Annotated in this window: 21 protein-coding genes; 3 read left to right on the forward strand and 18 right to left on the reverse strand. The window is 65.6% G+C overall.

The genetic code is table 11. The features are described from left to right. Positions 1-27 precede the first annotated feature (27 nt). The 3 genes from ACLI1P_RS08330 to rimM are packed head-to-tail and all read right to left on the reverse strand — an operon-like array spanning position 28 to position 1,737. On the reverse strand, positions 28-396 hold the full coding sequence (locus ACLI1P_RS08330; RefSeq protein WP_408930665.1) for a hypothetical protein: 369 nt from the start codon (positions 394-396) through the stop codon (positions 28-30). After that, positions 380-1,240 carry a tRNA (guanosine(37)-N1)-methyltransferase TrmD gene (trmD, locus tag ACLI1P_RS08335; protein ID WP_408930666.1) on the reverse strand — a complete coding sequence of 287 codons (861 nt, stop codon included), beginning with the start codon at positions 1,238-1,240 and terminating at the stop codon, positions 380-382. The genes ACLI1P_RS08330 and trmD overlap by 17 nt, the downstream gene beginning before the upstream one ends. After that, a complete protein-coding gene (gene rimM, locus ACLI1P_RS08340; protein WP_296131424.1) occupies positions 1,237-1,737 on the reverse strand; it encodes a ribosome maturation factor RimM in 501 nt (166 codons plus the stop codon). The genes trmD and rimM overlap by 4 nt, the downstream gene beginning before the upstream one ends. Before the next feature lie 32 nt (positions 1,738-1,769). On the opposite strand from rimM, the gene ACLI1P_RS08345 reads away from it, so the two are divergent. Both ACLI1P_RS08345 and ACLI1P_RS08350 read left to right on the forward strand, forming a co-directional pair. Continuing rightward, the gene (locus ACLI1P_RS08345) at positions 1,770-2,168 is read left to right on the forward strand and encodes a cupin domain-containing protein (protein WP_408930667.1); all 399 of its coding nucleotides are present in this window, start codon (positions 1,770-1,772) and stop codon (positions 2,166-2,168) included. 23 nt (positions 2,169-2,191) lie between these two features. Beyond that, positions 2,192-2,860 (forward strand): TetR/AcrR family transcriptional regulator, encoded by a 669-nt coding sequence (locus ACLI1P_RS08350; protein WP_296131419.1) that lies wholly within the window; start codon positions 2,192-2,194, stop codon positions 2,858-2,860. 71 nt (positions 2,861-2,931) lie between these two features. Here the strand turns inward: ACLI1P_RS08350 and rpsP are convergent, their stop codons facing one another. After that, complete coding sequence (gene rpsP / locus ACLI1P_RS08355) at positions 2,932-3,459, reverse strand: 30S ribosomal protein S16 (protein WP_296131416.1); 528 nt, start codon at positions 3,457-3,459, stop codon at positions 2,932-2,934. A gap of 307 nt (positions 3,460-3,766) precedes the next feature. Between rpsP and ACLI1P_RS08360 the strand changes: the two genes are divergently transcribed. Beyond that, on the forward strand, positions 3,767-6,028 hold the full coding sequence (locus ACLI1P_RS08360; RefSeq protein ID WP_411708542.1) for an acyltransferase family protein: 2,262 nt from the start codon (positions 3,767-3,769) through the stop codon (positions 6,026-6,028). A 9-nt stretch (positions 6,029-6,037) separates the two neighbouring features. On the opposite strand, the gene ACLI1P_RS08365 is transcribed toward ACLI1P_RS08360, so the two are convergent. The 14 genes from ACLI1P_RS08365 to ACLI1P_RS08430 form a co-directional block, all read right to left on the reverse strand. Further along, positions 6,038-7,144: a TIGR04053 family radical SAM/SPASM domain-containing protein gene (locus ACLI1P_RS08365; protein ID WP_411709710.1), complete on the reverse strand. Its 1,107-nt coding sequence runs from the start codon at positions 7,142-7,144 to the stop codon at positions 6,038-6,040. 98 nt (positions 7,145-7,242) lie between these two features. Then, a complete protein-coding gene (gene ffh, locus ACLI1P_RS08370; RefSeq protein ID WP_408930669.1) occupies positions 7,243-8,856 on the reverse strand; it encodes a signal recognition particle protein in 1,614 nt (537 codons plus the stop codon). Between the two features lie 49 nt (positions 8,857-8,905). After that, complete coding sequence (locus ACLI1P_RS08375) at positions 8,906-11,005, reverse strand: [protein-PII] uridylyltransferase (RefSeq protein WP_408930670.1); 2,100 nt, start codon at positions 11,003-11,005, stop codon at positions 8,906-8,908. A gap of 9 nt (positions 11,006-11,014) precedes the next feature. Further along, positions 11,015-11,353 carry a P-II family nitrogen regulator gene (locus tag ACLI1P_RS08380; RefSeq protein WP_306506748.1) on the reverse strand — a complete coding sequence of 113 codons (339 nt, stop codon included), beginning with the start codon at positions 11,351-11,353 and terminating at the stop codon, positions 11,015-11,017. Positions 11,354-11,447: 94 nt separating this feature from the next. After that, positions 11,448-11,816: a Na+/H+ antiporter subunit G gene (locus tag ACLI1P_RS08385; protein WP_306506747.1), complete on the reverse strand. Its 369-nt coding sequence runs from the start codon at positions 11,814-11,816 to the stop codon at positions 11,448-11,450. A gap of 6 nt (positions 11,817-11,822) precedes the next feature. Beyond that, complete coding sequence (locus ACLI1P_RS08390; RefSeq protein WP_296131395.1) at positions 11,823-12,113, reverse strand: cation:proton antiporter; 291 nt, start codon at positions 12,111-12,113, stop codon at positions 11,823-11,825. After that, positions 12,110-12,670: a monovalent cation/H+ antiporter subunit E gene (locus tag ACLI1P_RS08395; protein WP_408930671.1), complete on the reverse strand. Its 561-nt coding sequence runs from the start codon at positions 12,668-12,670 to the stop codon at positions 12,110-12,112. The genes ACLI1P_RS08390 and ACLI1P_RS08395 overlap by 4 nt, the downstream gene beginning before the upstream one ends. Beyond that, positions 12,671-14,212, reverse strand: a complete 1,542-nt coding sequence (locus ACLI1P_RS08400) for a monovalent cation/H+ antiporter subunit D family protein (RefSeq protein WP_411708543.1) — start codon at positions 14,210-14,212, stop codon at positions 12,671-12,673. After that, positions 14,213-14,650, reverse strand: a complete 438-nt coding sequence (locus ACLI1P_RS08405; RefSeq protein ID WP_296131384.1) for a sodium:proton antiporter — start codon at positions 14,648-14,650, stop codon at positions 14,213-14,215. Continuing rightward, on the reverse strand, positions 14,647-17,628 hold the full coding sequence (locus ACLI1P_RS08410) for a DUF4040 family protein (protein ID WP_411708544.1): 2,982 nt from the start codon (positions 17,626-17,628) through the stop codon (positions 14,647-14,649). The genes ACLI1P_RS08405 and ACLI1P_RS08410 overlap by 4 nt, the downstream gene beginning before the upstream one ends. A 180-nt stretch (positions 17,629-17,808) precedes the next feature. Next, positions 17,809-19,674: a signal recognition particle-docking protein FtsY gene (gene ftsY / locus ACLI1P_RS08415; RefSeq protein ID WP_411708545.1), complete on the reverse strand. Its 1,866-nt coding sequence runs from the start codon at positions 19,672-19,674 to the stop codon at positions 17,809-17,811. Positions 19,675-19,767: 93 nt separating this feature from the next. Further along, positions 19,768-23,295 carry a chromosome segregation protein SMC gene (smc, locus tag ACLI1P_RS08420; RefSeq protein WP_411708546.1) on the reverse strand — a complete coding sequence of 1,176 codons (3,528 nt, stop codon included), beginning with the start codon at positions 23,293-23,295 and terminating at the stop codon, positions 19,768-19,770. Between the two features lie 23 nt (positions 23,296-23,318). After that, positions 23,319-23,609 carry an acylphosphatase gene (locus tag ACLI1P_RS08425; RefSeq protein ID WP_411708547.1) on the reverse strand — a complete coding sequence of 97 codons (291 nt, stop codon included), beginning with the start codon at positions 23,607-23,609 and terminating at the stop codon, positions 23,319-23,321. Further along, positions 23,610-25,136: an alanine/glycine:cation symporter family protein gene (locus ACLI1P_RS08430; RefSeq protein ID WP_411708548.1), complete on the reverse strand. Its 1,527-nt coding sequence runs from the start codon at positions 25,134-25,136 to the stop codon at positions 23,610-23,612. Positions 25,137-25,181 lie beyond the last annotated feature (45 nt).

Genomic DNA, 25,181 nt, shown 5'->3' on the forward strand with positions numbered 1-25,181 from the left:
GGTCGGGGACTTAAAGACCTTCCCACCCTATACCCCGCCCTGCCACGCACAGGAGGTGCCTAGCCCAAACTCGGTGTGGCCGATTTCCGAGGTGCCGTACCACAGCGTGTGCGGCGGCAGGCAGTCCGCGACGGCCGCCGTGACCTTCGTCAGCGGCAACTGTGACGATCCGTTGACGATAACCCGCCACACGTGCTCGCTCACCGGCGGGTGGCCGTGGTTGTTCATGTACTCGTTGACCAGAATGTTGTCCGGCTCGCAGGTAAAGGACACGATTTCGGCGTTGATGTCGTGCGGCTCCAGCCCGCCTTCGCGCAAACGCTGCGGCATCTCTGCCAAGACCTTGTTCCATTCGGCCTCGGTCATAAGAATCGACAGATCAGTACTCACGTCCATGCGTGTCCTCCTTCAGTTGATCCAGGTATGCGCGGTCGGCGGCATCCAACTCGGCCGCCTCCAGCAACTCCGGGCGGCGCTCGAGCGTGCGCTCCAACGACTGTTCCCGGCGCCAGCGGTCCACCTTGGCGTGATCACCGGACGTCAAAACCTCGGGCACCGCGAGGCCGCGCCACTCGCGCGGCTTGGTGTAGCTCGGGCCTTCCAGCAGCCCGTCGGAGAAGGAATCCTCCTCGTGGGAGCGCCGGTTGCCCAGCACGCCCGGGATCAGGCGCACCACGGCCTCCGCGATGACCAGCACGGCCACCTCGCCACCGATGAGCACGTAGTCCCCGATGGAGACCTCCCGCACGCGGTAGCGCTTCGCCGCATCATCGACGACGCGCTGGTCAATTCCCTCGTAGCGCCCGCACGCGAACACAATGTGCTCCTCGGAGGACCAGGCCTGGGCGTCCTCCTGGCTGAAGGGCTTTCCCGCCGGGGTGGGCACGATGAGCAGAGGCTTGTCCTCCGCACCAGACTCGGCATAGGCGCGGGACTCCACGCCGTGGATATCGTCGTGCCGCGGCTTGCTCAGGTGCGGCAGGGCACTGACTAGGTCCTGGGTGGAAGCGGTGGCGGAGGAGACGTCGTCAAGCGCGGGGCCCCACACCTCAGGCTTCATCACCATCCCGGGGCCACCGCCGTACGGGGAATCGTCGACCGACTTGTGCACATCCGTGGCCCACTGGCGCAGGTCGTGCACGCCCACGGCAAGCTTTCCCTGCTCAATGGCCTTGCCCAGCAGCGCGTGGCGCAGCGGGTCCAGGTACTCAGGGAAGATGGTGACAACGTCGATTCTCATAGCTCGAGCAACCCCTCCGGCGGGGTGATGGTGCACGTGCCGGCGTCCAGATCGACCTCGGGCACGATGGCCTCCACGAAGGGCACCAACGCCTCCGCGCCGCTGTCCAACGTCACCTCCAGCAGCGACTGCGTGGGGCCGTGAGTCACGCCGGTGACCTGGCCAATGTCGCGGCCGTCCTGGAGCACCCTGAGCCCCTCCAGCTCGTGGTCGTAGAAGCCATCGTCCTCCGGGTCCTCCAGCGGGGCGGCAAAGAACTGGGTACCGCGCAGGGAATCCGCCGCGGTGCGGTCCGGGACTTCTTTAAACGTCACGAGCAAACGCCCCTTGTGGGCGCGCACCGCGGTGATGGTGAGCTCGTGTTCCTTCTTGCCTTGCCTACCGTTAAGGACCTCGCCGACGGCGAAGCGCGCCTCCGGGGCGTCCGTGGTCACTTCGACGGCGACCTCGCCCTTGATGCCGTGGGATTTCACCACGCGACCGATCAGTAATTCCATGCCTTTAAGCTTAACGGGCTAGCCTCGGTGGTATGAATGAGCTTCCGCTTAACGACGTCTCCACGTTCGGCGCCGCCGCCCACCACGGCGGTTCGCTGTCCGCAGTGGATCTGGTGGCCGAGGCCCCACCGGCCGACCCGTCTCGCCCGCGCCCGGCAGTGCGCCGCGTGCTCAGTGCCGACGGCACCAATCTCATCGTGTTCAACTTTTTACCCGGCCAAGACCTGCCGGACCACATGGCCGCGCATCCCATCACGGTGCAAGTGCTGCGCGGCGCAGTAGAATTCACGTGCGGTGAGCGGGTGGAGCGGCTGGAACCGGGGCGGATTGTGCACCTTCCGGCACGGGTTCCGCACGGCGTGACAAGCACGGATCAACCTGCGATTATGCTGCTGACCATGTTGACGACGCAAACACACAGCGGGGATTGAGCGACAGGTAATATTATCGAATTGTGAGTAGTTCGAAGCCGTATCACCATGGAAATTTGCACGAGGAGATCCTCAAGGAAGCCATCGCGTTGGGTCGCCAGCACGGCCCGCAAGCGGTGACCATTCGGGCGGCCACCCGCGCGGTGGGAGTCTCCCCCACAGCGGCCTACCGTCACTTTGCGGACCAAGCCGCGCTTCTCGACGCAGTAGCGGAAGTCTCCTCCAACGAACTCATTTCGCGACTGTACGAGGCGGCAGAATCCACTGAGGGCACCGTCGTGGACAAGATGATGGCGGCGGGCTTCGCGTACTTCGAGTTCGGGCTGAAAGAGCCCAACTTCTTTGAGTGCCTGATCACCTCACACGGCTTCGACGTCCCAGCCGGGTTGGATGCTGCAACGGTAGGCAGCGATTCGGACCGGCGCATCCAGGCCCTAGCGACCTTCTACGCGTACATGGCGCGCTACGCGCGGGAGATCGGCCAAGATCCGAAGCCGGAATTCATGATGGCGAACTGCCTTGCGTGCTGGTCCTCCGTTCACGGCTTCACGGTCCTGTGCACCGCGGGTAACTTGGCACCCCTTCCGCGCGAGGCGAAGGACAGGCTGGCCAAGGTGGTAATCGCAGCGTCGGTGCGCGGGTTGGACTTTGTCGATCCCTCGGACCCGTGCCGTAACTACCCCGCGGCCTAGCGTTAGGGCCTTATAGAATGCACGAAACCCCTTGACCTTCCTGGTCAAGGGGTTTTGAGTGTGCGCAGAATTTACTCTGCGGACTCCTCGGAAGCCTCTGCGGACTCGGAGGACTCCGCGTCAGCAGACTCTTCCTCAGCCTTAGCGGCCTCGGCGGCAGCTGCTTCCTCAGCAGCCTTCTCGGCGGCGGCCTTAGCCTCAGCCTCTTCCTTAGCCTTGCGCTTCTTCTCGGTGATGGCCTCGATGGTCGGGCCGTTGTTGGCCTCAGCCAGAGCAGCGTTGAAGAGGTCCAGCTTGGACGGCTTCTCCTCGGCAACCTTCAGGGTGCCCTCTGCACCCGGCAGGCCCTTGAACTTCTGCCAGTCACCGGTCACCTTGAGCAGTGCGAGAACCGGCTCGGTCGGCTGCGCGCCGACGCCCAGCCAGTACTGAACGCGCTCGGAATCGATCTGAATGAGGGACGGCTCCTGCTTCGGCTGGTAAATACCGATGTTCTCGATAGCCTTGCCGGAGCGGCGGGTGCGTGCATCGGCGATGATGACGCGGTACTCAGCGTTGCGGACCTTGCCCATACGCTGCAGCTTGATCTTGACGGCCATGATTGGCTCCTTTTCTAGTCACCGGGCAGTGCGGACGCGCGCCTCTTACCTGTGGCGCGCCGGTTCAACCCTTGGATTTATCCTGCGCGTGACGTGCCGGCCGTCCGTGGGCGGTACCGGCGTTACGCAGAGATGAAGTTGTAGGTTGCTCTCCGAATCCTCCAGGTGGGAAGACGCGGACAACCTGTCTAACTTTAGCCGGAGGGATGGCAAATGGGAAATTGCCCCCGTGCTGCCGTATTAGGTCGCTCCCCGCGAAGGGGGTACCCTGTAACGCGGTTATTCTACTGCCACCCACACCTAATTTATGACTGATAACGCCCCTTCCCGCTTCCGCTACCGCTATGACCTCGATGGTCTCCGCGGCATCGCAATCGCCCTCGTGGTGCTCTACCACGTGTTTGTCGGCCGTGTTTCTGGCGGTGTGGATGTCTTCCTGCTCCTGTCCGGCTACTTCTTCCTGGGTTCCCAGCTGCGGTACGCTGCGCGCCCCAACGCCTCGCTGAACCCGTGGTGGCCCATCTGGCGCACGCTGAGGCGGCTCGTGCCGTCGCTTGTGCTCGTCATCGGCGCCAGCTATATCCTGGTGCGCCTTTTCGCCCCGGAGCGCATGAGCGGTGACTTGGCTAAGCAGATCACCGCAACGATCTTCTACTACCAGAACTGGGAGCTCGCGCGCCAAGATGCTGACTACGTGGCCGCCGCGGCATCCACCTCCCCGCTACAGCACATGTGGTCCATGGCGGTTCAGGGCCAGTTCTACCTGGCAGGCATCCTCTTTGCCATCGGTTTGGCAGCGTTGATGCGCCTGCGACCGAAGGAGTCGGGCCTGACCGGCTCGCGCTTCCCCACCGTCAATTCCATCGCCGGCCCGGTGCTTTTGGTGGTCACCATTGCGTCGTTTGCCTACGCCTGCCGGGACGGCCTGTACGGCAGCCCGCACAACTACTACTCCACGTTCTCGCGCGCGTGGGAGCTAACGCTGGGTGCTGTGCTGGTCATCTACAGCAAGCACCTGCGTATGCCACAGCGGCTGTCGAATCTGGCGACCGCCACGGGCCTGGCAGCCCTGGCGTGCACCGGCTTGGTCATCTCCAACACGCTGGCCTTCCCGGGCCCGCTGTCGCTGCTGCCGATCGGCGGCGCGGTGCTCATCATCATTGGCTCCGGTGGTTCCTTCTCCCGCGTGCTAACAGCACGGCCCTCGCGCTGGTTGGGTGACATTGCCTACCCGCTGTACCTCTGGCACTGGCCGCTGCTGATTATCTCCACGTCCGCTCTGGGCTTGGATACGCCTCCGTGGTGGCTCGGCATCATCATCGTGGCGGTGTCGCTGGGGTTGGCGGATGTGACTCACCGTTTCGTCGAGAAGCCGCTGCGTCAGCACCGCAAGCGCCCGCTTGCCGACGATCTCCCGGTCCGCCGCGGCCTCACCGACATGCGCACCCGCACCGGCGGGCTGCGCGCCGTCGGCGGCGTGGTGGTTGCCATCGGCACCGTCGCACTCCTGTGCATCCAACCGCTGTGGCTGCGCAGCGTCGAGAACGCCGACGCCGAGATGCTCGATCCGGCCCTCTACCCCGGCGCCATGTCCTTTGTCGATGACATCGAGCCGCCCGGCGATGTCCAGGTAAAGCCGGACCCAATCCTTGCCCGCGGCATCATGACCACGGCGGCGGAGAACTGGTGCTTCATCCCCGAGCAGGAGCCCGCAGACTATTTCGAGGAAGTGCAAAGAGACGGCAAAACCCCGTGCGTGTTCGGTGACGTCAATTCGGACGTCGAGGTGTACCTGGTGGGTGGCTCCCACGCCGAGCAGTACTCGTCCGCGCTGGACTACCTGGGCCGCGAGATGGGCTTCAAGCTCGTCCCGCTCACGCGCGTGGGCTGCCCCATCGAGTTGGGCGATGACCTCACCGTGACCCCCGAGTGCGCCGAGTGGGGCAAGCATGTCGTCGACCGCATCGAGGAGGCGGACCCGGCGTTGGTGGTGTCGAACTCGACCCGCCCGGGCAGGCCCTACGGCCACGGCCCCGACGCCGTGCCCGCCGGCTACCAGGCCTTCTGGGACGAGCTGGCCGCCAATGACATCCCGTTCCTGGGCTTCCGCGACAACCCGTGGGGCTTCGACGACAAGGGCCAGGGCCTGCAGTTCGACGAGTGCTACGTGGCCACGGAGGATTCCCTGGGCTGCGGCATGCGCTTCGAGGAGGTCTACGCGCCGTACGACCCGGGCGCGCAGGTGCTGTCGAACTATCAAAACATGGTGTCCGTGGACACCTCAACGTGGTTCTGCAACGCGGAGGGCGACTGCCCGGCGGTGATCGGCAACATCATGGTCTACCGCGATATGCACCATTTCACCAAGGCTTTCGGCGATTCCGCCATCCCGCTCATCCGCGAGGCCATTACCCCCTTCATCGAGGGTGTCCCGCAGCAGCAGGAGGCACCGGAAACCGCCACGTCCACCTCCACGACGAAGGCGGGCCCGGCACCGTCCACCCCGGCGGCGCCGACTCCCGCCAAACCGGTCCCCTACCCTGCCTTCCCCGCGGGCAAGGCCATCTAGTAGCCGCCGCTAGCGCAGGGCTTCGGGCACGTAGGCGCAGGTAGGGTCTGACGCGAGTGGGTCGCCCGTCATGGCAAAAGCCGTGGACCGCGAGCCACCACACACCGAGGCAAACTCGCACACGGAGCACTTGCCGCTCCACGCGTTGGGGTCCCTAAGCTTCTTAAACACCGGCGAGTTAGCGTAGATATCCGGCAGCGGGTGATTCTTGACGTTGCCGCAGTGCAGCGGCAGGAAGCCGTTCGGGTAGACGTCCCCCACGTGGTCGATGAAGACGAAGCCGGATCCCGCGTTGATGGCCATGGGCGGGCGCGGGCGGCGCGTATGCGGGTCAGGTCCCAGGATGCGCTCGGTCTCCGCGGTCAGGTAGCGGTACAGTTCGCCGCCCTCGTACTTCTCTCCCCGCTGGGCCTGGAGGACGATGCGCCGATATTGTGGCCCCTCCGTGGTCTTAATGGCAATCCGCGTGGACACGCTGCGCAGCCACTGCATCGCGTCCTCGCGCTCCTGTGAGTTCAGCGCCTCTAAGCCCGTACCGCGGCCGGTGGGCACGAGGAAGAACACGCTCCAGAGCTTGGCACCCATCTCGATGACCCGCGCCAACAGCTGCGGGGCCTCGTGGACGTTGTTCTTCGTGATGGTGGAGTTGATTTGGAGGCGGAAGCCCACGTCGGTGACCACGCTGGCCATCTCAATCGTGCGCTCGAAGATACCGGAGAAGCCGCGGAAGTAGTCGTGGGTTGCAGCGCTCGCGCCGTCGAGAGACAGCGATAGCGCGGATCCGCCCGCCGCGCGCAAGCCCTCGAGGCGCTCGCGCGTCAAACGGGGCGTGACCGACGGCGAGAGCGACACGTTGAGCCCCAAGGACGTGCCGTAGGCGGTGAGCTCCTCCAGGTCGCCGCGCTCAAACGGGTCCCCACCCGTGAGCACGACGAGCGGGCGTGGCTTGTCGTAGCTGGCCAGGGAATCCAGCAGCGCCTTGCCTTCGGCGGTGGTGAGCTGGCCCGGTGCGGGGTCGTGCTGGGCATCGGCCCGGCAGTGCTGACACACCAGCTGGCAGGCGCGGGTGACCTCCCAGATGGCGATGAACGGTTTGGTTGTGATGTCGTGGCGCATCTGGCGCACCACAGGGCTGGCCTTCACAGTGAGGACCTTTCCACGCGAGAACAGTTTTATCCAACTTTAGTCGGGTATATTCCCGCGTGGGTAATCGCCTACTTCTTCTTGCCCTTGCTGAAGTCCAAGTTGTTCAGGTCGATGTTCTCCATGCCCTTCGGCATCTTGATATCGCCCATGCCCGGCATACCGCCCATCTGCTCCTGCATCTTCTGCAGCTCTTCCATCGACGGCATACCGCCGCCCATGCCCGGCATACCCGGCATACCGCCGCCACCGCCGCGGCGCTTCGGCGGCTTGCGCTTGCCATTCTTGCCCTTGCGGCCCTTCGGCTTCTTCTTCGTGGCCTTGCGGCCGCCGCCCATGCCCGGCATACCGAAGCGGCCGGCCATCTGAGACATCATCTTCTTTGCCTCGTTGAAGCGCTCGATGAGCTGGTTGACGTCGGAGACTGACACGCCAGAACCGTTGGCAATACGCTTGCGGCGGGAGGCATTGAGAATCTTCGGATCCTCGCGCTCCTGCGGGGTCATACCGCGGATGATGGCCTGGATGCGGTCCAGCTGCTTCTCATCCACCATGTCGGCGATCTCGTTCATCTTGGAGCCACCCGGCATCATCTTGAGCAGGTTGCCCATCGGTCCCAGGTTGCGGACCATGAGCATCATGTCCAAGAAGTCATTGAGCGTCATCTCGCCGGTGCCCATCTTCTTGGCGGCTTCCTCCGCCTTGGACTGGTCCAGCTTGGACTCCGCCTGCTCAATCAGGGAGAGCAGGTCACCCATGCCCAGGATGCGCGAGGCCATGCGCTCCGGGTGGAAGACGTCGAAGTCCTCGAGCTTCTCACCGGTGGAGGCGTACATGATGGGCTTGCCGGTGACCTCGCGGATGGACAGTGCGGCACCACCGCGGGCGTCGCCGTCCAGCTTGGTGAGCACCACGCCAGTGAAGTCGACGCCGTCGCGGAAGGCCTCGGCGGTCTGGACGGCGTCCTGGCCGATCATCGAGTCGATGACGAAGAGGACTTCGTCGGGGCTGACGGCATCGCGGATGTTGCGGGCCTGGGTCATGAGCGTCTCGTCGATGCCGAGGCGGCCGGCGGTATCGATAATGACGATGTCGTGCTGGGTGCGCTTGGCTTCCTCGATACCCTGCTGGGCCACCCCTACCGGGTCGCCGTGAGAGGTGCCCATCTCGTGCTCGTGGGAGTCCAGGGAGGTGCCCGGGTCCGGCGCGAAGACCTCCACGCCGGCGCGCTCGCCGACGATCTGCAGCTGCTGCACCGCACCCGGGCGCTGCAGGTCACAGGCCACCAGCATTGGGGTGTGTCCCTTGGAGGCAAGGTGCTTGGACAGCTTGCCGGCCAGGGTGGTCTTACCCGCACCCTGGAGGCCGGCGAGCATGATGACCGTCGGCGGGTTCTTGGCCAGGTTCAGGCGGCGGGTTTCGCCACCGAGGACCTCAATGAGCTCCTCGTTGACAATCTTGACCACCTGCTGGGCGGGGTTCAGGGCCTCGGACACCTCGGCGCCGGTGGCGCGCTCCTTGATGCGCTTGATAAAGCCGCGCACGACGTTGAGCGACACGTCTGCTTCGAGCAGCGCCAGGCGAATCTCACGCGCGGTGGCGTTGATGTCTGCCTCGGTCAGCTTGCCCTTGCCGCGCAGGCCTGACAGGGCTGATTGCAAGCGGTCAGACAAAGACTCAAACACGTCGGAGTGCTCCCTTAAACTATCGTGGATATTTTTTAACTCCCCCAGCTTAGCCGTTGACCAGTGCCTGGGTCACATTCCGCACCAGCGCCGCGCGGGAAATCTCTGCCGCCGGCAAGGCATGCAGCACCATTGTCGCGCCCGGCGTGGTGGTTGACAGCCACTCGCAGTCCGGCAGCGTGGCGAGCACGTGGGCCAAGGTTCCCGGGTAGTCGTCAATGCGCACCTCGAAGATGTTGCCGGTCCACATCGCCGTGGCTGGCCCCGGCACGAACGGCGGCAGCTGCGTGTACGTTTCGGACTTGTAGGACTGGACCAGCTGTTCTTCTACCGTTGTGGCGTCGATAAGCGCATGCAAAGCGCGCACATCAAACTCCGCGCTGTAGCCCTCCGCGGTGCGCACGAGGCGGGAGGAGATGATATTCCAGCCGAACGCCGCGATAAGCGCGAGCGGACGCGCCGCCTCCTGCTGGCTGCTGCCGCGCCACAGCACCGTAAAGGTGTCATCCTCCGGGTTGTGGCGCAGCCCGATGGGGCGGTCGACGGTCACGTGCGGGCGCGTGGGGCTCAGCTCCTGCAGCTGGGCAAGGGCGCGTTGACTGACCTCCTCAATGCCGCGCTCGAGGCGGCGGTTCCACACGCCCGGCCCGGTGGATTCCGCGTCGGCGCGGGCGAGGACGACGAGCAGTGCGAGGGTGAGATAGTCGTAGCGAACGGCCTCGAGAAGTTCGTCGCGCGCCGCATCCGACTGGGGGTCCATGCGGGAGACGATGCGCGCCAGCGTGGTGTGCTCCGCTACCACGGTCTGCACGCGGGAGCGGTCCGCTAAGTCGAGGCGCAGCCGGGCCGCGGCGCGAGCCACCATCTCTGCCCCGACCAGGCAGTGCGGGCGGTCCTGGCCCTTGCCGATGTCATGGTAGAGCGCCACCAACAGCAGCAGGTCCGGACGCGGCACCGACGTGCGTGCCTCCGCGCAGCGCGCCACAGTGAGGATGGAGTGGTAGTCCACGGTGTGCGCGTGGCTGCGCTCGCGCGGCAGCAGCCCCCGGATGTGGCCCCACTCGGGCACGAGCCGCTCCCACAGGCCGTGCGCATCCATGGCCTGGATCAGCCGCGGGGTGTGCACGGGCGAGGACAAAAGTCCGAAGAAGGCGTCGATTGCTGCCGCGGTCCAGCGCTCCGGCAGCTCCGGCAGCGCACGCAGCTGCTCCCATACCTCCACCGGCACCGTCCGGCCGGAGCGCGCGGAGGCGGCGGCCACGCGCAGGAGCAGCCACGGCTCGGAAAGGTCTGCGGTGCGCGCCAGGCGGATCTCTCCCCCGGCATCGACCACGCCGATGTCGAGCGGCTTGCGGTCCTTGGTGGGGCTGCGCTTGACGACGACCCCACGGGCCGTCGCCAGCGCCCTCTCCAGCGCGCGGTCAACGGTCGTGGCGGCGGCAACGACGGCGGAGGAGAGTTCGTAGCGGTCCGCAAACCCCAGCTCGCGGGCGATGTCGGCGGCGAACTCTGGGTCGAGGACATCGCGCGGGCGGCGGGTGGTGGTGTGGAGGAGCGTGCGGACGTCGAGAAGCAGGGTGCGCTCCGCGTCCAGAGCTGGGGCGTCGGCCAGATTGCCCAGGGCCAGGGCCCGGAGGAACTGAATGTCGCGCAAACCGCCGCGCCCGTTCTTGATGTCCGGGTGCGTCATCGTGGCCAGCGTGCCGGAGCGCCGCCAGCGAGCGATGGCCGTATCGACGAAGGCGTCGAAGTTGCGCTGCAGCAGGCGCCGCCACGTGGCGTAGACCTGCGCCCGGGTCGAGTCGACCAGCTGCTTATCCCCCGCCACAAAGGCGAGGTCAAGCTGCGCGAAGCCAGCAGCGGGGTCGGAGCCGGCGATTGCCGCGAACTCGCTGGGGGTGCGTACCGCGTGGTCGAGGTGGTACTTGGCCTCCCAAATGGGGTACCACACCTTCGCTGCCACCTCGGGTGTAAGTTCCGTCCCGTCCGGGTGCAGGAGAATCAGGTCGAGGTCGGAGTACGGCGTCATGTCGCGCCGCGCAAAGGACCCCGTGGCCACCAGGGCGCAGCCCGGCGGGACGCTCAGCGTCTGGGTGAGCCGCGTCGCCGCGTCGATGGCGCGGGCGCGCAGCTGTGCCGCGGAAGTCACGGGATGGGGCTACAGCGCGGCGTCGCCACGCTCGCCAGTGCGCACGCGAATAACGTCCTCGACCGGCGTGATCCAGATCTTGCCGTCGCCGATCTTTCCGGTGTAGGCGGCATCCACCACAGCGTTAACGATGTCATCGACCTGTTCGTCGGAGGTGACGATTTCCAGCTTGACCTTCGGCACGAAGTCGGTGGCGTATTCCGCGCCGCGGTAGACCTCACTGTGCCCGCGCTGCTGGCCAAAGCCCTGCGTCTCGGTGACGGTCAGGCCGTGGACGTTGTGCTGTTCCAGAGACTCGCGGATGTCCGGCAGCGTAAACGGCTTCACAATGGCAGTGATGAGTTTCATGTTCTACTCCTTAGCTCCAGCGACGTCGGCGCGCGGCTGGACGGTGGGTGCAGGATTAATCCTAGCGCCGCGGGGTAGGCGGCGACGCTAGTGACTAGACCTCGTCCTCGTCGGCCTCAATAGTCTGGGCCTGCTTCCGCATGCGCTTGGCGTACTTCACGTCCGTCACCGTCACGCCATAGATAGAGCGGCCCATGTAGAACGAGCCCACCGAGCCAATGATCCACACGCCAAAGCAGGCGATCAGTGCGCGAACCAGCGACCACAGCGAGAAGCCGTTTTCGGAAAAATCCACCACCAGCTTGGCCACCAGAAGAAGCGGCACGGCAATACCGACGGTGGGGCCGAGCAAGTTGACTCGGGTCAGGGCATCCGGCGCGCGCCACAACGCGACTGCCGTGGCCACCACCATGACGGTGGCGACAATGAGGAGCACGGTGGCAACGATTTCAGCAATAGTCATGGGGGCTTACCTCCTGCCCTTCGAGATGATGCGAGCCATCGACAGCGTCGGCAGCACGCCCGCGGCAATGCCCGCCAGCATCACGATGTCATACAGAATCGACGCGTGATTGGTGGTGGCCCAGGTGATGTACATGCACAGCATGCCGTAGAAGACCATGTCACTCATCACCGTGCGGGTCAGCTCATCGCGAGACCGCAGCGCTAGCACCAGCGACGCGCACACCGCCGCGCCCATAATGAACACGCAGACAAAGACCACCCACTGGAAGGCGCTCAGGGAGGAAAAGTCAATCATTTCTTAGCGTCCTTTCGGGCTTGGGTCTTCTTACTCGGTACCGCGTGGCGCAGCGGCCACACGGAGTACTTCTCCACGTCGTTCGCCGCCAGCGGGGTGTCATCCACCTTCGCGATGTCCGGCGCGCGCATGTGACGGCCCACGGTATCCAGCGGGTACTCGTAGAACGTTTCTGCCAGCTCAGTGGTGGGGCCCTGGCCCGGCACGCCATAGTCGGTGCCCTTCACGTGCGGGGCAAGGCGCTCTTCCATGTCCGCCAGGTCCGCCATGATGCTGGCCGGGTCATCGCCCATGACCGCCTGGACCAGCACAATGCGCGGCAGACCTTCTCGCACCGGCTCGCGCAGGCCCATGGACAAGGTGCCCGGGGTGGCGGTGATGGAGGAGGTAAACCAGAAGATCTCCCAGGCGCTGCTCACGCGCAGCGGGTAGCGCAGGACGACGGGGTGGTAGTTGTTGCGCGGCTTGAAGGATTCCAGCGCCAGCGTGAAGCCGGCCACGAAGATTTCCTTGATGAGCCACAGCGCGTAGACAACAGCGTTAAGCGCAGTCTTCATTTAACGGCCCTCCTGAATGGAGTCGATATCGGGCAGGGCTACGGGGTCGTCGCCAAGCACTGCCTGGGTGTAGCCCTCGGTGTCGAGGAGGTCAGCGGAGGCGTGCTGGATGACGTCGATGATCGGCCCGGACAGAATGAACATGGTCAGAGAGCCCAAGATAAGCGCAGCGGACGGGGCCATGAGCTTCTTGCGGATGACCAGCTCCTTGGGCACCTTCTCCTTCGGCAGGTCCTTGCCCCAGAAGACGCGGCGCCACACGCGCAGCATGGCGAGGAAGGCAGCGAAGGACGCGATGATAATCACCGCGATGACGGCCCAAGCCCATCCCCCGCCGGTGCGGGCGACCTCGGCCACAATGAGGACCTTGCCCCACATGCCGGAGAACGGCGGGAAACCGACGATGGAGAAAGCGCCGGCGGCAAAGATCCACGCGATGATGGGATCGCGCCGCGCCAAGCCCGAGAGCTTGTTGAGGCGGCCCGTGCCGTAGGTCTCCTCGATAGCACCTGAGGCCAGGATGAGCGAGCCCATCGTGATCATGTGGTGAATCATGTACAGGATGCCCGCGCCCAGCGCGCGCTGCGCATCGTGCGTGGTGAAGGCCATCATCACCAGCATGAAGGGCATACCGTTGAGCATCTGGTAGCCCAGCACGCGGCGCAGGGAGTTCTCCGCCAAGCCGCCGAAGGAGCCCACCAGCATGGAGATGATCATGACCACGATGATGAGGGTGCCCCAGCGCTCATCCATGCCGAAAAGGTGGACCCACAGGCGGTAGAGCATGTAGACGGCCACCTTGGTGTGCAGGCCGGAGAACAGGCCCATCACCGCCGCGGAGGTGCCCGGGTAGGTGCGCGGCAGCCACGACTGCACCGGGAACACGCCGGCTTTAGCGGAGATGGCGATAACAATGATGGCGGAGGCCACCGTCACCGGACCGTTGCCGGCCGCAGCGCCTTCCAGCGCGGCGAGGTTGACCACGCCGGTCACCGAATAGATGTAGCCCACGCCGACCACGAGCAGCGTGGAGGCGAACAGGTTCACCAGCACGAAGGCGCGGCCGGCGGCCAGGCGGGACCACGTACCGGACATGGTGATAAGTCCGTAGGACGGCAGCAGCATGACCTCAATGAACACGAAGAAGTTAAAGAGGTCTGCGGTCAGCAGCGCACCACACACGCCGGTCACGAGGATGAGCGTGAGCGACGGGTAGTAGCGGGACTTGGTTTCGCCACCCACGATGGCGAACCAGTTGGCGCCGAAGGCCACAATCATCGTGGTGATGAGCATGAGCGCGGAGAACGTATCGGCGGCAAAGGCGATGCCGGCGTTGCCCACGTACATGCCCACGGTGTGGGCGACCACGCCGTTGTCCATGGTGTAGAGCAGCAGCGCGAACGCGGCGAAGATACCCGCGCCCGGCACGATGAGCATAATGGCGTCACGCACGCGGTGCCACGGCGCCAGCAGCGCCAGGGCCGCGGACACCAGCGGAACTGCCGGGAAAAGCGGAAGGAGGGCACTTACGGTGTCATACATTTACTTCTCCCCCTCGTGGTCAAGTTCCTTCAAGCGGTCCATCTTGTTGGCGGAGCGCTCCAGGATGTCGCGGTTCTGCGTATCGCGGCCCAGCGTGGAGAACGCGTGGTCAATAGTGTTATCGTCCACCGGCTCCACCACGTCCGTGTCGTCGTTGGCACCCATGGCGGCCATGGTCAGCAGAATCGTGGAGGTGGCCATGGAGATCACCACGGCGGTCAGCACGAAGGCCTGCGGCAGCGGGTCCGCCATCTGGTCCGCCGGGACCTGCGACGGGAAGGACTCGCCGCGGTAGGAGTACACGCCGGTGGCCAACAGCATGAGGTTGGCGCCGTGGCCGAAGGCCATCATGCCCAACACAATGTGGACCAGGCCGCGCTGCTGGATGAGGTAGACAGCGCTACCGATGAGCAGGGCAATAGTCAGTGCGAGAATCATGAGTTCTTCTCCCCTTCCGCCGGAGTATAGTGCGGAGAGGCGGCGCGGTTGCGTGCCTCGGAATCGCTGAGCAGAGCCTCCGGGTCGGAGGACGGGTTGATGGATTCGGGGTAAGGATCGTCGACGTCGTCAAGCACCACGCGTGGCGTGTTCGGCAACGCCGAATCGTCGTCGTGGACCCACGGCAGGAAGTCGCGCTCCGTGCCCGGGCGCAAGTAGCCGCCCAGGGCGTTGATAGCCATGGTGAGCATGCCCAGCACGGCCAGGTAAATGCCGAGGTCGAAGATGAGCGACGTGGTCCAGTGCTGGCCCAACGCGTGGCCGTGGATGGCGGTGAGGAAGCCGCCGGAGCTGTGCGACGTCGGAATGTAGCCGATGAAGCCCGCCGTCAGCGCGACGATGATGCCAACACCGGTGAGGTGAATCGGCGTCATGCGGCCGAAGACGATCTCGTCGGTACCGCGCGAGAGGTAGGTCAGGCCGATGGCCGCGCCCATAATCAGCGCCGCGGGGAAGCCGCCACCCGAGGCTTGGTGGCCGCGGTAGAAGACGATGACGGACATGATGACCAGAATCGGGATGGCAATAGAGATGCCCTTGCGCAGCGGCACCGAGTTGAGCTGCGACTGGCCAAACGGCGCCGGGCGGGTGCCCGAGGTGAACGGGAAGCGCGGCAGCGTCGAGGTGACCGCGGCGATAACCACGGCCGCCATGCCCAGCACGGAGAGCTCACCGAGCGTATCGAGCGCACGGAACTCCACGATGATGGTGGCCACCACGTTGTCGCCACCGGTAATGTCCGGGGCGTTATTGAGGTACCACAGGGCCAAATCGGAGCGCTCGTGGCGGCCCATCAGGGCCCACACGCCTAGGAAGGCGGCCAGTCCGGCAAGGACAGCGACCACGATGGAGCCGACCTTACGGCGCTTGTCCTGGACCGGGTGGAACTTCTCCGGCAGGTAGCGCAGCACCATCATCATGACGATGACGGACAGGGCCTCCACGGTGAACTGGGTCAGGGCCACGTCGGGCGCACCCAACAGGAACATCTGCAGGGTCACGCCGGTACCGGCGGTGCCGATCATGACCGCACCGGTCAGGCGGTTCTGGGTGCGCACCAGGCCGAACATGGACAGCGCGATAATGCCCAGCGGAAGCAGGTCCCACGGATTGTCCAGGCCCTCCATGCGCGGGTTGAGGGCGACACCGTCGACGCCGTCGGACAGCACGGTGGCACCGGCCAGCAGGATGATGAGCACGATGATCGGCAGGATGAGCAGCGACGGGTTGTGCGTATCCGACATCCGTCCGACAAAGCGGCCGAACTTGGTGGAGTAGTCCTGCACAGCCTTGAGCAGGTCGTTGCCGGTGCGCGGCAGCAGCTGGCGCTCCTCCATCGCGGTCCAGAACGGCTTGCGGAACAGCACGCCCACCACGCCGGCGACCAGCACGAGCACGGAGATAATCAGCGGGACCGTCACGCCGTGCCACAGCGCCAGGTGGGTATGGCCCTCCATGCCAACCGCTGCGACGACATCATCCAGCGGGCTGTCGAGCACGCCCATGAAGAAGACCAGCGGCACCGACATCGCGCCCGGCAAGGCAGCCGGCAGCCACAGGCGCACCGGCGCCTCGTGGGCCTTCGACATATCGCGCGGGCCGTCGAAGAAGGCGCCGAAGATGATCTTGGCCGAGTAGGTGAAGGTAAAGAATGCACCGATGCCGGCAACGGCCAAGAGAACGATCTGCCCAGCAGAGCCCAGCGGGGCCTCCTCGAAGGCGGTGAGCATCCCTTCCTTCGACACGAAGCCGAACAGCGGCGGCACCGCGGCCATCGACGCCGCGCCGATGAGCATGGAGCCGAACGTCCACGGCATCTTGTTCCACAGCACGCCCAGGCGGCGGATATCGCGCGAGCCTGCCTCGTGGTCGATGACGCCGATGAGCATGAAGATGGAGGACTTAAACAGCGCGTGTGCCAGGGTGTGCACCAGCGCCGCGGAGATGGCGAACGGGGTGCCCACGCCGATGGTGGCCACGATCCACCCCAGGTGGGACACCGTGGAGTAGGCCGTGAGCTTCTTCAGGTCCGTCTTCTGCACGGCAAATACCGCCGACATGAGAGCAGTGCCAATGCCGACGACGATAAGCAGCCAGTTCCAGGCGGCGACGTCGTGGAAGATGGTGGAGAAGCGAATGAGCAGGTACACGCCGGCCTTCACCACGGCTGCCGCGTGCAGGAAGGCGGAGACCGGGGTGGCGGCCGCCATGGCCTCAGGCAACCAGAAGTGGAACGGGAACTGCGCCGCCTTAGTAAACGCAGAGGCCGCAATCAGCATGGCCACTCCGGTGGTCAGCCCTGGGCGCTCGGACCAGACGCCCGAGGCCAGGATGCCCTCCAGGCTGGTGGTGCCCGCCGCCGTGGCGGCGATGGCCAAGCCGGCCAGCAGCGTGAGGCCACCGATGAAGGTCAGGATCAGCGTGCGCTGGGAGCCGGCCTCACCGGCCTTACCGCTGCGCGCGATGAGCATGAACGACGCCAGGGACACCAGCTCCCAGGCCAGGAAGAGCACGACAATGTCATTCGCCAGCACCAGCAGCAAGATGGACAGCGTAAACGCCGTCATCAGCACATAGAAACTGACGTTGCCCTTTCCTTTGGGGAGATAGGCCGCGGAGTAGATGAAGACCACGGCGCCGATAACGAGGGCCAGCATGGCGAAGAAGATACCCAGCGCATCGCCGCGGAAGGCGAGGTTGACGTCGACGCCGGGCGCGATAACATCGCGGACCCAGGTCACGGAGTAGGTAAGTTCTTCGCCGCGGGCCAGTGCAGGAAATTCCTTAGCCAGCAGTGCTGCGGCGACAATAAAAATGCCGGCTAGCGGGTAGCCGGCTGCGCGGTCGGCAACCTTGACGGTCACCGGTGCTAGCGCCACTGCGACAGCTGCGAGGAGGACGACATACAAGAGTGTCACGAAAGAGTAGCCTCACGAACCGTTGTTTAGAGCTGAGAAAGTCAGCATCACCTAGACAGGACTGTCCCAGACTACCATTGTGACCTCCGGCGAAGCACATTATTAGCGGTTTAAAACCACCGCGCGGCGCGGCCCTCCAGCAGGAAGACACGCGCCGCGCAGGAGCAGAATGTAACTCTTTTACTTCTCCCCCAGCAGGGCGTCCACGAAGCCCTCAACCTCAAACGGCGCCAGGTCGTCAGCGCCCTCACCCAAGCCCACAAGCTTGACCGGCACGCCCAGCTCTTCCTGGACCTGGAAGACGATTCCGCCCTTGGCGGTACCGTCCAGCTTGGTGAGCACCACGCCGGTGATGTCCACGACGTCGCGGAAAATACGCGCCTGGGTGAGGCCGTTCTGCCCCACGGTCGCGTCGAGGACCAGCAGGACCTCATCGACCTCAGTCTTCTTTTCCACCACGCGCTTAACCTTGCCCAGCTGGTCCATGAGGTCCACCGAGGTGTGCAGGCGGCCGGCGGTATCAACGAGCACGACGTCCACACCCTGGTCCACGCCCGCCGCCACGGCATCGAAGGCCACGGAAGCCGGATCGGCGCCTTCCTTACCGCGCACGGTGGACGCACCCACGCGGCGACCCCAGGTCTCCAACTGGTCGGCGGCGGCAGCACGGAAGGTATCCGCAGCACCCAGCAGCACGTTGTGGCCCATGGAGACAAGCACGCGGGCCAGCTTGCCGGTGGTGGTGGTCTTGCCGGTGCCGTTCACGCCGACGACCATGATGACGGCCGGCTTGCCGTCATTCGGCATGGCCTTGATGGAGCGGTCCATCTCTGGGTGGCCGACCTCGATGAGGGCCTCACGCAGCATGGCGCGGGCTTCCTCCTCGGAGCTCACACCGCGCTCCGCAATCTTTTCGCGCAGCGAGTCGGTGACTTTCATCGTGGACTTGGTGCCCAGATCCGCCATGATGAGGGTGTCCTCGATGTCCTCCCAGGCGTCATCATCCAGGTCGCCGGCGGACAGGATGCCCATAAGGCCCTGGCCGATGGCGTTCTGGGAGCGCGACAGGCGTCCGCGCAGCTTGCCCAAGCGCCCGGAGGCGGGGGCGATGTCATCCTGCGGCTGGGCCGGGGCCTCAACGACCTCAGCGTCGTCGGAGACCTCCAGCTCTTCCGGCTCTGCTTCGAGTGCCGCGCTTGCCGACGCCGTCTGCTCCCCCGCCGCCGCAGCAGCTTCCTCGGCAGCAGCGTCTTCCTCGGCAACGACGTCTTCCTCAACGCCGGCGTCTGCGCCAGTTTCCGCCTGATCGTCAGCAGAGCTGTTTTCTGGCTCGACGGCGCTCTCGCTCACCGCCGGCTCGATAGCCTCAGTGGCCTCAGTGGCCTCGGTGGTTTCGGTGGCAGGCTCAGTGGCAGGTTCAGCCTCGACCTCCTTCGGAGCGTCGGCTACCTCTGCGTCCCGCACGTCCTCTTCGCGCTCCTCCATGTCGGCGGCGACAGCCCCCGGCACGGCGGCACCGGCCGCAGCAGCGGACGCAGCGCCTGCAGCCACGGCACCGGCGGCCGACTCAGAACCTTCATCGTTCTTGGTCTTCTGAGCCTCCTGAGGAGCCTCTGCCTCCTTAGCCTTCTCTGGAGCCTTCACCGGCTCGGCAGGCTCCGGCTTTTCCGACTGCGCGGGCTTTTCCGGCTTCGCTGGCTTTTCGTTCTTCTCAGTCTTCTGAGTGCCGTTCAACTGCGCGTTGGCGAGCTCAGTGGCATCGCGCTTATCCCCGTTCTTGTCCGGCTGCGCCTGAGCCGCCTGGGTGGGCTGAGCCTTAGCCGGCTGCTTCTCGGCGCTACCGCCAGCGGGGGCAAAGTTAAAACCGGACTTCGCCTGGTAGTTGCCGGACTTCTGCTGCTGGGTGAGCTCCTTTGGTTCCTCGACGGGCTTGTCAAAGGACACCTTCTTCGCCTCGCCGCGCCTCTTGCCCAGCACAACGAGCACGATCGCCAGCAGGATCAGGACGATGACTGCAATCGCAATCCACAGGTAAGTAGTAGTCATACCCTCCATAGTGCCAGGCTTGTCCCCGCCCGGCACCACGAGCCGTCACGCACCCGCGCGAGCGGGCCCGGCCAAGTCCGAAACGAGTACCCGCTAGCGCGGGGCGTCGACGCCCAACCGCGTGGCGTCCGCAGCCGCCTGGGCAGTACCGGGGGCCTCGCCCGCGCGGCTCATGCGCTGGGAGATCACGCGCGTCACACCATCGCCGCGCATGGTCACGCCGTAGAGCACGTTGGCCACATCCATCGTCGGTTTCTGGTGCGTGATGACGATGAGCTGCGAATCCTTCCGCAGCTCCTCGAAGAGGGCGATGAGACGGCGCAGGTTGACGTCGTCAAGCGCGGCCTCAACCTCATCCATAACGTAGAACGGTGAGGGTCGCGCGCGGAAGATAGCCACCAGCATCGCCAGGGCGGTCAGGGACTTCTCACCACCCGAGAGCAAGGACAGGCGCTTGACCTTCTTGCCCGGCGGGCGGGCCTCCACCTCGATGCCGGTAGCCAGCATGTCATCGGGCTCAGTAAGGACCAGGCGGCCCTCGCCGCCCGGAAACAGGGTCTGGAAGACCTTGGGAAACTCCTGCTCCACGTCGTGCCAGGCATCCGTAAACAGCTGCAGGATTTGAGCGTCGACGTCCTCAATAACCCCCGTGAGATCCGTCCGCGCCTGGATGACGTCATCCAACTGGGTAGACAGGAAGGAGTAGCGCTCCTCCAGGGCTTTGTACTCCTCCAGCGCCAGCGGGTTGACCTTGCCCAAGGAATTGAGATCCTTCTCCGCCTGCTTGAGCCGGGCGGTCTCCGCCGAGCGGTCGAAGTCCTCACCCGGGGTGTAGTCACGCAGCAGATCCGCGATGGCCACGCCGAGCTGTTCGATGATCTTGGCCTCCGCCTCATCCACGCGCACCTGGGCCTGGCTCCGCGCGATCTCGGAGCTGTGGGCGGAATCAGTCAAACGATCGAGTTGCTGGCGGGTGGCGGAGACCGCCTGCTTGGCGGACTGCGCGCGGGACTGCAGCACCCCGCGCTGCGTCACCAGCTCATCGCGCTCCTCCGCCGCGCGGTCGAGCGCATGCGCGGTGCGGGCGGCGAGGTCTTGGGCGTGCTTATCCACGGCTCCTGCCAGGCGGGCCTGCGCTTGGCGCCGCGCCATCGCCTGGTCATGGCGGGCCTTGGCCTGGCGCTCGTGCTGTGCCTGCCGGCGCAACGCGTCGCCCCGGCCGGCGGCCTGTCCCACTTTGTCCTGGGCGCTGCGCGCTGCCAGCTGGGCCTCGACTTCCATGGCCTTGACCTGCTCGAGGGCGCGGGAGGCCTCGTCGCGCTCGACGGACGAAGGCTCGTCGGCCTGCTCATCCGCGTCCACCCGGGAAAGACGGTCGCGGGCTTCTGAAAGCTCCTCCCGCAGCCGTGCTAGCTGGACCTCGATGTCGGTCGCGCGGGCCGCGGCCTTCTCATGTTCGGCCTTGTTGGCCTCGTATTGCTTGAGCAGGCGCTGGTGGTCGCGCTTCCACGCGTCCACCTCGTGGTCGTGTTCGCGCAGCGCGGCCTTGGCACCTGCCGCGCCCACGCGTGCATCGTCGGCGGCGATCTTCGCGCCCTCCACGGTGCCGGACAGCTCCTCCAGCTCCTGCGTCGCGGACTCCAGCTGCTGCTCTGCCTGCGCGATCTGGCCGCTCACCTCGACGGTGGAGGCGGCCCCGGTGCCGGCTTCGACCCAGCCCTCGCCCACCAACAGTCCCGCCGGCGTCACAGCGCGCAGGCGCGGATCCCCGGCAACGAGCTCCCGGGCGGCGGCGAAATCCTCCACCAGGACGACGTCGGACAGCAGGCGCGTAACCGCCGCGGAGACCTCGGGAACCAACACCATGTGGTCGAGCAACCAGGCTGCTCCCGCAGGCAGGTCGGCGTCCAAGCGCCACGCCGCCGGGGACTCGGGGTCCTCCGGTGACCCATCGGCCCCAGCGGCGATGTCAATGAGCGGGGTGCGGCTGGCCTCGCTGAGGGAGGCGACGATGTCACTGGTGACCTCACCGGCTTGGGCCTCCGCGAATGCGCCCAAGGCCGCAGCCACAGCCGAGTCGTAGCTGGTGGAAATGAAGTTGGCCAGCGGCGCGAAGCCCTCGCCCAAGTCGAGCGCCTCCGGGGCGGTCTGGCCCAGGGTATCGATGCGCGCGCGGAGCGTGTACACCGCGCGCTCGCGCTCCCGCTGGGCATCCCGCAGCTGGTCCAGACGCTTGTCCGCCGCATCCGATTCGCTGGCGGCGCGCACGTGAGCCTCTTCCAGCGGCTCACGCTCAGCAGCGAGCGCGGCCAGCTTGTCAGCGACCTCATCCGCCTCCGCCTGCGCCGCACGCGTGCGGGACTTGGTGCCCGCCAGGGTTTCCTCCTGGCGCGCAAGCTCGGCCTCCGCGGACGAGACCTGGCCGGAAAGGTTCTCCTCCGCAGCGATAAGACGGACCACGCCCTCGCGACGGTCCGCGATAGCGCGCAGCTGCGCCATGTGTTCCTTGTCGGCAGCCTCAAAGGTTTCCCGGCGCTCGGCCACTTCCTCCCGAATCGATTCGAGGCGCTCCGCGGCTTCCTCGGCGGCGGCAAGAAGTTCCGCATGCTCGTCGTCGGCATGCCGGGCCCGCGCCTCCAACTCATCCGGATCCTGCCCGGCATACGCCACCTGCGCGCCGACGTTGCTGGCGCGCTCCGCGGCGATGCGCTGGGTCGCGGAAATACGCTCCGACAAGGTGGACAAGTCGAACCACAGCTTTTGGGCGGCCTCCGCGCGCGGCGTGACCTCCCCTAGCTCAGCCTCCACCTCGAGCTGCTGGGCGGTGGCCTCCTCCAGCTGGGCAGTTACCTCTTCCACCTGCTCAGCCAGGAGCTCGGCGCGGCGCTCGGCATCATCGAACGTGGCGCGCAACCGCACCACGCGGTCACCGGCCAGGCGCAGGCGCGCATCCCGCAGATCCGCCTGCACGGTAGCAGCGCGCTTGGCGGCTTCGGCCTGCCGCGCCAAGGGCTTGAGCTGCTTGCCCAGCTCATCCGTTAAGTCCTGGAGGCGGTCCAGGTTAGCCTGCATGCCAGTGAGCTTGCGCTGCGCCTTCTCCTTGCGGCGGCGGTGCTTGAGCACGCCGGCGGCCTCTTCGATGTAGGCGCGGCGGTCCTCCGGGCGGGATTCCAGGATTTCCGCGAGCTTTCCCTGGCCCACGATGATGTGCATCTCCCGGCCGATACCGGAATCCGAGAGCAGCTCCTGGATGTCCATAAGGCGCGCCTTGGAGCCGTTGATTTCGTATTCGCTCGCCCCGTCCCGGAACATGCGCCGGGTGACGGAGACCTCCGAATAATCGATGGGCAGCGCGCCATCGGCGTTGTCGATGGTCAGCGTGACCTCGGCTCGGCCCAGGGCCTTGCGCTCGCCGGCGCCGGCGAAGATGACATCCTGCATCTTACCGCCACGCAGGGTCTTCGCGCTGCCCTCGCCCATCACCCAGGCCAGGGCATCAACCACGTTGGACTTACCCGAACCATTCGGCCCCACGACGGCACAGATGCCCGGTTCGAATTTCAGGTTCGTCGCAGACGCAAAGGACTTGAATCCCTTGAGCGTGAGCGATTTGAGGTGCATTTGACCTAGTTTAGCGTCAACGCCTAGCGCTCAATGAAGCCGGACTCGCCGCGCGGGTCCGCCCACTGCTCCACCACCGCGTTCACCACGCCCGGGCGGCGCGTGGTGGATGGCTCCTCTCGCAGCAGTTCGAGAAGACGCTCGCAGTCGGCGCGCGGGCCCTCGGCGATAACCTGGACACGTCCGTCCCGCAGGTTTGTCGCGTGCCCGGCCAGGCCGAGCTCCAGGGCTCGCGAGCGCGTCCACCAGCGGAAGCCCACGCCCTGGACCGTGCCGTGGACGAAGGCCGTCAGGCGCTGTGCGGTGTCAGCCATTTAGTACTCCCTCAAGTTGGTGTGGTCTCCCAGATCGTGCTGGTGCTGCAGCTGGCGGCGGTCTTCCGCGCTGCGGCGAGTCACCGGATCGGAGCCGTCCCAGCATTCCACGTTCTTCAGCTCCGGCAGCATGTCTCGGTGGAACACCGGGTCCACGCCCTTGCGGCGCTGCTCGTTGTAGTTCTTGAGCAGCTTGATGGCCACGCCGGACAGCGGCACGATAGCCAGAATGTTGAGCAGCACCATGATGGCCGCACCGGTATCGGCCAAGTCGAAGATGGTGCCCAGCGGGGCCACCGCGCCGTAGAAGACGAAGGCCAGCACGATGATGCGGAAGGCCCACAGCACCCACTTCTTGTCGGAGAGGTACTCCACGTTGGACTCCGCAAGGTAGTAGTTACCCAGAATCGAAGAGAACGCCAGGAAGAAGAGGATGAAGGTGACGAAGTGGATGCCCCAGTCACCCACCGTGCCAGACAGAGCGTTCTGGGTCAGGGTGACGCCCTCGATGGAGTCCGAGCCGAAGGTCTCGAAGTCCGTGCCCAGCAGGATGATGAAGGCGGTAATGGAGCACACCACCAGGGTGTCGAAGTAGACGCCCAGGGTCTGCACCAGGCCCTGCTTGACCGGGTGGGACACGGTGGCCGTCGCCGCTGCGTTCGGCGCGGAACCCTCGCCGGCCTCGTTGGAGAACAGGCCGCGCTGGATGCCCTTGAGCATGGCCAGGCCCAAAGTCGCGCCGGCTGCCTCGCGGAATCCGAAGGCAGAGCCGACGATGGCAACGATCATGTCCGGCACCTTGTCAAAGTTCAGGGCCACGACGATAAGGCCCACCACCAGGTAAGCCAGCGCCATGAACGGCACGATGAACTGCGTCATGGACGCAATACGCTGCACGCCGCCGACGATGATGAGGCCGGAGACGATGACGATGGCAATGCCCACCCCGGCCTTAAACGCGGTGGAGTCCTGGCCAAAGGAGGTTGCCAGGGAGTCGGAGATGGCGTTGGTCTGGAAGGCGTTGTAGAACCAGCCGAAGGTAATCGCGATGGCCACGGAGAAGATGGTGGCCAGCGGGGTCCACCCCAGGCCGCGGGACATGTAGTAGGCGGGGCCGCCGCGGTAGGCGTCTCCCTCGCGCACCTTCCACAGCTGCGCCAAGGTGGACTCCACGAAAGCGGTGGCGCCGCCCAGGATGGCGATGATCCACATCCAGAACACCGCGCCCGGACCACCCACGGAGATGGCTACGGCCACGCCGGCGACGTTGCCGGTGCCCACGCGTGAGGCCGCGGAGATGGTGAAGGCCTTGAAGGCGGAAATACCGCCGTAGTCGGCGTCCTCGTCGGCACCGACGCCCTTGGGCTTTTCGACGACCGCCTTGAACATGTCCGGCACCATGCGCACCTGCACCAGCGCGGTGCGGATGCCGAAGAACAGGCCTGCAGCGATGAGCAGCCACGGCAGCACGTAGGACCACAGGCTGTTGTTTATGGCACCAATCACGGTGCTAAAGATTTCTTGCATGGGTAACACCCTATCGGCCCAGCCCTTCCCTGTCCTACTCGCAGG

Source organism: Corynebacterium tardum (genome assembly GCF_046717785.1).
Classification (GTDB): Bacteria; Actinomycetota; Actinomycetes; order Mycobacteriales; family Mycobacteriaceae; genus Corynebacterium.